The organism is Kitasatospora sp. NPDC057500 (assembly GCF_042802195.1).
In the GTDB taxonomy this organism is placed as follows: Bacteria; Actinomycetota; Actinomycetes; order Streptomycetales; family Streptomycetaceae; genus Kitasatospora.
Genome location: NZ_JBHVER010000256.1, coordinates 1 through 9,939, shown reverse-complemented (window position 1 = coordinate 9,939; position 9,939 = coordinate 1). Strand labels below are relative to the sequence as shown.

Here is a 9,939-nt window from a genome sequence, read left to right as displayed (position 1 = left end):
CGCCCGGTTACATTCCGAACCCGGAAGCTAAGCCTCACAGCGCCGATGGTACTGCAGGGGGGACCCTGTGGGAGAGTAGGACGCCGCCGAACAATCATTCCAAAAAGACCCCCTCCGGTTCAGGAGGGGGTCTTTTTGCGTTAACGTCTCCCCACCACATCGGAGCTTGGTGGAGAGGCGCGGACCGTTGCAGAACCTGACCCTGACCTGGCAGTCCGCCGGGGGCGCCGCGGTCGCTCTCTACGGTGGCGCGTACGCGGCCGCCAGGGTGCGGCGGGCGGGAGCCTCGGCGATCCTGCGGGAGGCCGGCACCCTGCTCGCGCTGTTCGCGCTCTGGCAGCTGGTCGGCCGCCTCTCGCTGATGAGCAACGAGCACGCGCTGGACCGGGCTCGTTGGATCCACCGGACGGAGTTGGCGTTCGGCCTGCCCGACGAGGCCTCCTGGCAGGCCGCGGTGACGCCGTACCCGGCGCTGATCAAGCTGGCGAACTACTACTACGCGTCCATGCACTTCACCGTGATGATCGGGGTGCTGCTCTGGGTCTTCCTCAGACACCGCGAGCGGTACGCCTGGGTGCGGACCACGGTGGTCGTCACGACGGCGGTCTGCCTGGCCGTCCAGTTCCTGCCGGTGGCGCCGCCGCGGATGCTGCCGGAGAACGGGTTCGTGGACGTCGCGGCGGAGTACGGGCAGTCGGTGTACGGCGCTACGGTCGGTGGGGTGGTCAAGGCGGCCCAGCTGTCGGCGATGCCGTCGGTGCACGTGGCGTGGTGCGTGCTGGTGGCGGTCGCGGTGGTGCGGGTGTCGAAGAGTCCGCTGCGCTGGCTGATGGTGTTGCACCCGGTGCTGACCATCACGGTCGTCGTGGTGACGGCCAACCACTTCTGGGCGGACGGCCTGGTCGCGGTGGCGATCCTGGCGCTGACGTACGCGGGGCAGCGGACGGTGGCCCGTAGGCAGGCCCGGCGGGCGGGGGACGTCCCGGCGGTGGGGGAGCGGGAGCGGCTGGCCGTCCAGGGCTGAGGACGGCGGTCCGGGGCACGGCGTGCCGGTGGGCCGGGCCCCGTGGGGGTGGGGTCCGGCCCTCCGGTTGACCCGCCGTTATTTGACCGGCAGGGCCTCTCGGCCCCACGCGCTGTTGGTCAGCGACGCGGTGGCCCAGTACCAGGCCGCCAGGCCGGAGGCGGCGGCGATCCAGCCGGCCGTCTTGGCGAGGCCGCCGGTGGTGCTGAAGGTGGCGATGGCGGAGAGCACCAGGGAGAGCGTCAGCAGGCCGTAGACGGCGCGGCTGAAGAGGCCCGCGTTCCAACTGGCGACGGTCAGGGTGAGGGCGAGCAGGGCCCACAGGAGGAGGAACAGGCCGACCGCGTTCTTGCCGGCGCCGGAGGCCGTGGACCAGGTCGCCCAGAAGGCGCCGAGGCTGGTGAAGGCGGTGCCGGTGAAGCCCTCACCGCCGCGGAACTGCCAGAGGCCCGCGATGAACAGGGTGAGGCCGCCGACGATGTGGGCGAGGTGGGCCGAGTTCCCGACGGCCGTGCCGCTGAGGATGCCGGTGGAGAGCAGGCCGTAGGCGAGGAGGGTCAGGCCGAGTGCGAGGTAACCGAGGTTACCCGCGTCGGCGCCGGTGGAGCGGGCGTTCAGTGCCCCGGTAGCTTCATTGCTCACCGGAGGCTCCTTTCACTCATGGGCGCGCGCAGGGCGCAGTGAACGCGGGTGAGTGTCGATGAGGTGAAGGCGCGTGACCGCTCCGGGCGCGCACGGCTGGAGCGTGCGACGGCTGCGGTCCGAATGCTGGGCCAGCGGGAGAGCCGCTGGTCACGTCCCCGCCGGGGGATTCCCCGGTGAGGTCGGTGTACCCGGAGTGAGCGGGCTTGTACCCTTGTGAATCGCACATTTTGTGACGCCGTCGGGCACGGTTCGGTCACGCTCCGACAGTCTGCGTGGCAGGTGTCGCCCCGGTTCGCCCCGGTTCGTTCCGGTTTGCTCAGACGGTGCGCTGGGTGGGCACCCTCAGGGTGAGGATCGCCATGTCGTCGGAGGGCGGCTCCGGGGCGAACCGCTCGACCGCCCGCTGGACGCGCAGGGCGACCGCTCCGGCGGTGAGCCCGGTGCAGCCGGTGAGCACCTCGGCGAGGCCGTCGTCGCCCAGCATCCGGCGCCCCTCGCGGCGTTCGGTGACGCCGTCGGTGACGCAGAGCAGGACCTCGCCGGGGTTGAGCACCAGGCGCTCGGCGGTCAGGTCGAGGTCGTCCATGACGCCGAGCAGCGGCTGCGGGGTGGCGGCCCGGTCGACCCGGCCGTCGGTGCGCAGGCGCAGCGGCAGCGGGTGGCCGGCGCAGACCAGGGAGAGCTCGGTGCTGCCGTCCGGACGGGGCGTCAGCTCGCCGTACAGCAGGGTGAGGAAGCGGCTGCGCGCGCCCTCGTCCAGGATGGCCGTGTTGAGCCGGCTGAGGACCTGCGGGGCGTCCAGGCCCTCGCGGGCGAGCAGCCGCAGCGAGTGCCGGGCGAGGCCGGTGACCGAGGCGGCCTCCGGGCCGGTGCCGCAGACGTCGCCGATGGCGAAGCCGTAGGTGCCCTCGCGGATCGGGAAGAGGTCGTAGAAGTCGCCGCCGACCTCGTTGCCCTCGCCGGCGGCCTGGTAGTAGACGTCGACCTCGACGCCCGGGATGTCGGGCAGGTCCGGGGGCAGCAGGCTGCGTTGCAGGGCCTGGCTGGTGGCGGTGCGCTCGGAGTACAGGCGCGAGTTGTCGAGGGCGAGGGCGGCCCGGCGGGAGAGGTCCTCGGCGAGTTCCAGGATCTCCTGGCGGAACCGCACGCCGGCCGCGGTGCCGAGGGCGAGCAGGCCGATCACCCGGTTGCGGGCGGTCAGCGGCAGGACCACGGTCTCGCCGAGCAGGCCGGTGAGGCCGGGTTCGTCGGCGAAGCCGTTGCCGTCGGCGGTCTCGGCGGGGGCGGTCCAGAACCGGGTGCCGTGGGTGGGGCCGCTGTCCGGGGCGGGTGTCTTGTCGAGCAGGGCGCGCAGCGGGTCGATGCGGTCCTCGTCCTCGTGCAGGACGAAGGCGAGCGAGGCGGGGGCGCCGTGGTCGCCGTTGGTGTAGACGGCGCACCAGGAGGAGAGGGTGGGGACGGCCATCTGGGCCATCAGGGCGAGCGTCTGCTCGTGTTCGAGGGTGCCGGCGAGCAGGTCGGAGGCCTCGACGAGGAAGGAGAGCGAGCCGCGGCGCAGCCGTTCGAGTTCGGCGAGCCGGGTGGACTCGACGGCCAGGGCGAGCCGGTCGGCGGCGAACTGGAGACGCAGCGCGTCCTCGTTGTCGTAGCGGCCGGGGGTGCCGGTGGCGATGCCGAGCGAGCCGATCAGTCGGCCCTCGACCTTGAGCGGGACGGTGAGCAGCGAGCGCAGCCCGCTGTCGTCGAGGACCGGCAGGCCGGTGGGCCGGCTGGCGAGGTCCTCGTGGACGGAGGGGAGGCGCGGGGAGTCGTAGCGGTTGCCGGTGTCGACCGGGAAGCGGCTGTGGGGGCGCGGCGCGGTGGGCAGTCCGGTGCTGGCGCGCAGCTCGAACTCGGCCTCGTCGTCGGTGGTGAGCAGCAGGTAGGCGGCGTCGGCGTCGAGCAGGTCGCGGGCGCGTTCGACGGTGTGCTGGAGCAGGGTGTCGAGGTCCTCGCCGGTGCCGAGGCCGGCCAGCAGGTCGAGCCGGCCGGCGGGTTCGCCGCGGTCGCCGGGCAGGGCGCGGGCGGGGGAGCGCAGGACGGCGCGGTCGTCGTCGTGGACGAGCAGGCACAGGGTGGTCGGGGTGCCGTCGGTGTCGCGCAGGCGGACCTGGACGCCGTAGACGTCGACCTCGGTGCCGTCGGCGCGGCGCAGCGCGTAGCCGCCCTCCCAGCGGGCGAGCCGCAGGACGGCGGCGAGGCCGAGGCCGCTGTCGGCGGACTGCGGCCAGACGGCGAGGTCGGCCCAGGGGCGGCCGAGCACGGTGTCGGCGGGGTGCTGGAAGAGGGCCTCGGCGTCGGGGTTCCAGGCGAGCACGCGGCCGTCGTCGTCGAGTTGGACGACGGCGACGCGGACCGGGCCGTGACTGTGCGGCAGTTCGCCGCCGGGTGCGGCGGGCAGGGCGTAGCGGGTGCCGGCGGTGTGCGCGGGCAGGGCGAGCCGGAACCAGACGGTCTTGCGGCCGGAGCCGTACTCGACGCCCCAGCGTTCGGCGAGCGCGGCGCACATCAGCAGGCCGCGGCCGCCCTCGCCGTCGGCGTCGGCGTAGTGGTCGGACGCGGTGGTGGGGATGTCGGCGAAGCTGGGCAGTCCGCGTTCGGGGTGGCGGTCGGCGACCTCGATCCGGACGGTGCCGTCCTCGCGCAGGCAGCAGACCTCGGCGGCGGTGCCGGCGTGCACGACCGCGTTGGTGACGAGTTCGCTGACCAGGACCACCGCGTCGTCGACGACCTCGGGCAGGCCCCAGCCCAGCAGCGCGTCCCGGACGAAGGAGCGGGCGGCACCGGCCGACCGACCTACGGGTTCGAAGGTGGCGGCTGCGCGCGCGGTGACCACGTTGCCACGTCTCCTCTGCTCTGGCCCTGGCTTTCCCGGGGTGCGGCGCCGAATCCCGGTGCGCGCCGGCGGTGTGGGCGGCGCCGCCGGGGCGGTTGTGGCCCGGTGCAGCGCTCCACCCTACTTTCCGCTTGGTTCCCCGTGGGGGCGGGGAGTCGAAACAGGCACCGGAGGGTGATTCTGCCCACCCGTTTCGGACGGGCCGGTGCCAACCGAGCGCAACCGAGCTTGTACCGGGCGCGAGTGCTGCCAGACTGGGGGGTCCGCGATGTCCGGTCCGAGCAGTACCGTCGTTGCGGGTTCCGGTGGGCCTGCCCGGCCGCCGGGACGGTAGCGCCGGGACGGTGCTGCGCGGCGGGCCCCCGGACGGGGGCGCGTGCGCGGGGCGCCGGACAGTTCACGATCTGGGAGGGGCCCGTTGAGTTCGGCCACCAAGGACGCAACCGGTACGACGCCGCCCGCTCAGCGTGGCGGGCGCCCCGGGGCCGCGCCGCGGAGCGCGGCCGGCCGGCGTGTCAACCACAACCGCGGCGCCGAGCCGGCCGAGCTGCGCAAGCTGCTGGCCGCGCTGACGGCGATGCGCGACGGAAACTTCCGGCGCCGGCTGACGGTGCCCGGGGACGGTCCGCTGGCGGAGATCGCCGCGGTGTTCAACGAGGTGGCGGAGCGCAACCAGCACCTCACGGGCGAGCTTGCCCGGGTGCGGCGGGCGGTGGGCCGCGAGGGCCGGTTGAACGAGCGGCTGGAGACGGGTGCCGGCGAGGGCGCCTGGATGGCGGCGGTCGACAACTGCAACGCGCTGATCGACGACCTGGCGCGGCCGATGGCCGAGGTGGGCCGGGTGCTGACGTCGATCGCCGAGGGCGACCTGGACCAGAAGATGGAGCTGCGCTCGCTGCACAGCAACGGGGTGAGCCACCCGCTGCGCGGCGAGTACCTGAAGATCGGCCGGACCGTCAACGGGCTGGTGGACCAGCTGTCGGAGTTCACCGACGAGGTGACCCGGGTGGCCCGTGAGGTCGGCACCGAGGGCAAGCTGGGCGGTCAGGCGAAGGTCCGCAGCGTGTCCGGCAGCTGGAAGGACCTCGGGGACTCGGTCAACACCATGGCCGGGCGGCTGACCGCGCAGGTGCGCAACATCGCGCAGGTGACCACCGCGGTGGCCAAGGGCGACCTGTCCCGCAAGGTGACGGTCGAGGTGGCCGGCGAGATGCTGGAGCTGAAGAACACCGTCAACACGATGGTGGACCAGCTGAACGGCTTCGCGGCGCAGGTGACCCGGGTGGCCAGGGACGTGGGCACGGAGGGCCGGCTGGGCGGCCAGGCGCAGGTGCCGGGCGTCGCGGGCGTGTGGCGGGACCTCACCGATTCGGTGAACTTCATGGCGGACAACCTGACGGGCCAGGTCCGCAGCATCGCCCAGGTGACCACGGCGGTGGCGCGCGGCGACCTCTCGCAGAAGATCGAGGTGGATGCTCGCGGCGAGATCCTGGAGCTGAAGAACACCATCAACACGATGGTCGACCAGCTCTCCGGCTTCGCCGAGCAGGTGACCCGGGTGGCCCGTCAGGTGGGCACCGAGGGACGGCTGGGCGGGCAGGCGCAGGTGCCGTGGGCGGCCGGCGTCTGGCGGGACCTCACCGACAACGTCAACTTCATGGCGAACAACCTCACCGATCAGGTGCGCAACATCGCCCAGGTGACCACCGCCGTCGCCCGCGGCGACCTCTCGCAGAAGATCCAGGTGGACGCCCGCGGGGAGATCCTGGAGCTGAAGAACACCATCAACACGATGGTCGACCAGCTGGGCGCCTTCGCCGACGAGGTGACCAGGGTGGCCAGGGACGTCGGCACCGAGGGCATCCTCGGCGGCCAGGCGAGCGTGCCGGGGGTGTCCGGCACCTGGAAGGACCTGACCAACAGCGTCAACCTGATGGCCAACAACCTGACCAGCCAGGTCCGCAACATCGCCGAGGTGACCACGGCGGTGGCGCGCGGGGACGTCTCGAAGAAGATCACCGTCGACGCCCGGGGCGAGATCCTGGAGCTGGTCACCACCGTGAACACCATGGTGGACCAGCTGTCGGCGTTCGCCGACGAGGTCACCCGGGTGGCGCGCGAGGTGGGCACCGAGGGGAACCTGGGCGGCCAGGCCCGGGTGCGCGGGGTGTCGGGCATCTGGAAGGACCTGACCGACAACGTCAACTTCATGGCGTCGAACCTGACCAGCCAGGTGCGGAACATCGCCGAGGTGGCGGCCGCGGTGGCCTCGGGCGACCTCTCCAAGAAGATCACCATCGAGGCCCAGGGCGAGGTCGCCGGGCTGGCCGGGACCCTGAACACCATGGTCGACCAGCTGTCGGCGTTCGCGGTCGAGGTGACCAGGGTGGCCCGCGAGGTGGGCACCGACGGCACCCTGGGCGGTCAGGCGAGCGTGCCGGGCGTGGCCGGGATCTGGAAGGACCTGACCGACAACGTCAACCTGATGGCCAACAACCTCACCGGTCAGGTGCGGAACATCGCGCTGGTGATCACGGCGGTGGCCCGCGGTGACCTGTCGCAGAAGATCGACGTGGACGCCCGCGGCGAGTTCCTGGAGCTCAAGACCAGCATCAACACCATGGTCGACCAGCTGTCGGCGTTCGCCGACGAGGTCACCCGGGTCGCCCGTGAGGTGGGCACCGACGGGCGGCTGGGCGGCCAGGCGCGGGTGCCGGGCGTGGACGGCACCTGGCAGGACCTCACCGAGTCCGTCAACGAGCTGGCCAACAACCTCACCCGGCAGGTGCGCGCGATCGCGCAGGTCGCCACCGCCGTGACCAGGGGCGACCTGTCGCTGCGGATCGACGTGGACGCCGCCGGCGAGCTCGACGAGCTCAAGGACAACATCAACCAGATGATCGCCAACCTGCGCGAGACCACCCGCACCAACCAGGAGCAGGACTGGCTGAAGACCAATCTGGCCCGGATCTCCGGCCTGCTGCAGGGCCGGCGCGACCTGGAGGCGGTGGCCTCGCTGATCATGACCGAGCTCACCCCGGTGGTCTCGGCGCAGCACGGCGCCTTCTTCCTCGCCCAGCCGGCCGGCCGCACCGCCGAACTGATCACCGAGGACGACGACGAGAACGACACCGTGCTGCGGCTGATCGGCAGCTACGGCTACCAGCGGCGGGCGATGCCGACCACCTTCCGCCCCGGCGAGTCGCTGATCGGGCAGGCGGCGGTGGAGAAGCGGGCGATCATCCTCAAGGAGGCGCCGCCCGGGTACCTGAAGATCGCCTCCGGCCTGGGCGAGGCCTCGCCGGCTCACATCGTGGTGCTGCCGGTGCTGTTCGAGGGCCGGCTGCTGGGCGTGATCGAGCTGGCCACCTTCAGCTCGTTCACCACCGTCGCGCTGGACTTCCTCAACCAGATCGCCGACCTCATCGGCGTCACCGTCAACACCATCAGCGTCAACACCAAGACCGAGGGGCTGCTGCTGGAGTCCCAGCGGCTGACCGCCGAGCTGTCGATGCGGTCGGCCGAGCTGGAGGCGCGCCAGGAGGAGCTGGAGCGCACCAACGAGGAGCTGCAGGAGAAGGCCGAGCAGCTCGCCCAGCAGAACCGGGACATCGAGATCAAGAACAGCGAGATCGAGGAGGCGCGGCAGGTCCTGGAGGAGCGCGCCGAGCAGCTCGCGCTGGCCTCCCGGTACAAGAGCGAGTTCCTCGCCAACATGTCGCACGAGCTGCGCACCCCGCTGAACTCGCTGCTGATCCTGGCCAAGCTGCTGTCGGACAACAACGAGGGCAACCTGTCGCCCAAGCAGGTCGAGTTCGCCGACACCATCCACGGCGCCGGTTCCGACCTGCTCCAGCTGATCAACGACATCCTGGACCTGTCCAAGGTCGAGGCGGGCAAGATGGACGTCCGCCCGGCCAGGATCGCCCTGGTCCAGCTGGTCGACTACGTCGAGGCGACCTTCCAGCCGGTCGCGCTGGACAAGAACCTGGAGTTCGGCGTGCGGGTCTCGCCGGCGCTCCCGGTCACCATGCACACCGACGAGCAGCGGCTCCAGCAGGTGCTGCGCAACCTCATCTCCAACGCGGTGAAGTTCACCGACACCGGCGCCGTCGACTTCTCGATCAGCCCGGCCGGCCAGAGCGTGCCGCAGCACGTGCGCGAGCAGCTGCTGGAGGCGGGCGCGATCAAGGGCCCGGACGACCCGCTGATCGCCTTCACGGTCTCCGACACCGGGATCGGCATCCCCGGCAACAAGCTGCGGGAGATCTTCGAGCCGTTCCGGCAGGCCGACGGCACCACCAGCCGCAAGTACGGCGGCACCGGCCTCGGGCTGTCGATCAGCCGGGAGATCGCCCGGCTGCTCGGCGGCGAGATCCACGCCGAGAGCGAGCTGGGCAAGGGCTCGACGTTCACCCTGTACCTGCCGCTGCGCGCCGAGGCACCGGAGGGCACCGGGCAGCCGGGGCCGGGCGGGGGCGCGCTGCGCGCCTCGGTCGGGGTGACCCCGGTCGGGTCGCCGGTGCCGGTGGGCGAGAGCCCGGCCGACCACTGGGCCCAGGAGGTCCGCGAGCTGGTCGAGGTCCGCCGCCGGGGCGCCGTCGAGCGCCGCCGCGCGGCGGGTGCGGACGCGCCGCCGTCGGACGTCCGTCCCACCGTCCGCGGGGCCGCGGGCGGGCCCGCCGAGGGTCGCGGGGCCGGCGGCCGGACGGAGGCGAGGGCGCCCGAGGCGGCCCTGTCGGCCCGCCCGTCCGGCCGCACCGACAGCCGCTTCGACGGCCAGCAGGTGCTGATCGTCGACGACGACGTGCGCAACGTGTTCGCCCTCACCAGCGTGCTGGAGCAGCACGGCCTGACCGTGCTGTACGCCGAGAACGGCCGCGAGGGCATCGAGATGCTGGAGCAGCACGAGAACGTCGCGCTGGTCCTGATGGACATCATGATGCCGGAGATGGACGGCTACGCGACCACCGAGGCGATCCGCCGGATGCCGCAGTTCGCCGGGCTGCCGATCATCGCGCTGACCGCCAAGGCGATGAAGGGCGACAAGGAGAAGTCCCTGGAGGCCGGCGCGACCGACCACATCACCAAGCCGGTGGAGACCGACCACCTGCTGTCGGTGATGCACGAATGGCTCACCGTCCGGAAGCCCTGAGGACCCCCGGGCGGTGCCCGGTGGGCCCCGGAACCGCCCCGGTCGGGACCGATCGGATGACGGGGGCGTGGAAGACGGCGGTCACCACGGGCTTTAAAGCCGCGGGGGGGGGGGGGTTGGGGGGGGGGGGGCGGGCGGGGGGGGGGCGGGGTGGGGTCCGGGGCCTTGGTGGGGGCGACGGTGGTCGGTGGTTCGGCGGTGGGACGGTCGGCGGTGGGCCGCGTGCTGGGGGTGGCCTGC

The 9,939-nt window shown here is 72.4% G+C and carries 4 protein-coding genes and 1 rRNA gene; 3 read left to right on the top strand and 2 right to left on the bottom strand.

Annotated elements, in window-relative coordinates; genetic code table 11:
• Both rrf and ACFU74_RS33330 read left to right on the top strand, forming a co-directional pair.
• Positions 1-92, top strand: a 5S ribosomal RNA gene (rrf, locus tag ACFU74_RS33335); the annotation flags it as partial.
• A 95-nt stretch (positions 93-187) separates the two neighbouring features.
• On the top strand, positions 188-1,024 hold the full coding sequence (locus tag ACFU74_RS33330; RefSeq protein ID WP_380763638.1) for a phosphatase PAP2 family protein: 837 nt from the start codon (positions 188-190) through the stop codon (positions 1,022-1,024).
• A gap of 78 nt (positions 1,025-1,102) precedes the next feature.
• On the opposite strand, the gene ACFU74_RS33325 is transcribed toward ACFU74_RS33330, so the two are convergent.
• Together ACFU74_RS33325 and ACFU74_RS33320 are read right to left on the bottom strand one after the other, a co-directional pair.
• Positions 1,103-1,666 carry an acetate uptake transporter gene (locus ACFU74_RS33325; RefSeq protein WP_380763636.1) on the bottom strand — a complete coding sequence of 188 codons (564 nt, stop codon included), beginning with the start codon at positions 1,664-1,666 and terminating at the stop codon, positions 1,103-1,105.
• A 319-nt stretch (positions 1,667-1,985) separates the two neighbouring features.
• Positions 1,986-4,544 carry a SpoIIE family protein phosphatase gene (locus ACFU74_RS33320; protein ID WP_380763634.1) on the bottom strand — a complete coding sequence of 853 codons (2,559 nt, stop codon included), beginning with the start codon at positions 4,542-4,544 and terminating at the stop codon, positions 1,986-1,988.
• A 547-nt stretch (positions 4,545-5,091) separates the two neighbouring features.
• Between ACFU74_RS33320 and ACFU74_RS33315 the strand changes: the two genes are divergently transcribed.
• On the top strand, positions 5,092-9,699 hold the full coding sequence (locus tag ACFU74_RS33315; protein ID WP_380763640.1) for a HAMP domain-containing protein: 4,608 nt from the start codon (positions 5,092-5,094) through the stop codon (positions 9,697-9,699).
• Positions 9,700-9,939 lie beyond the last annotated feature (240 nt).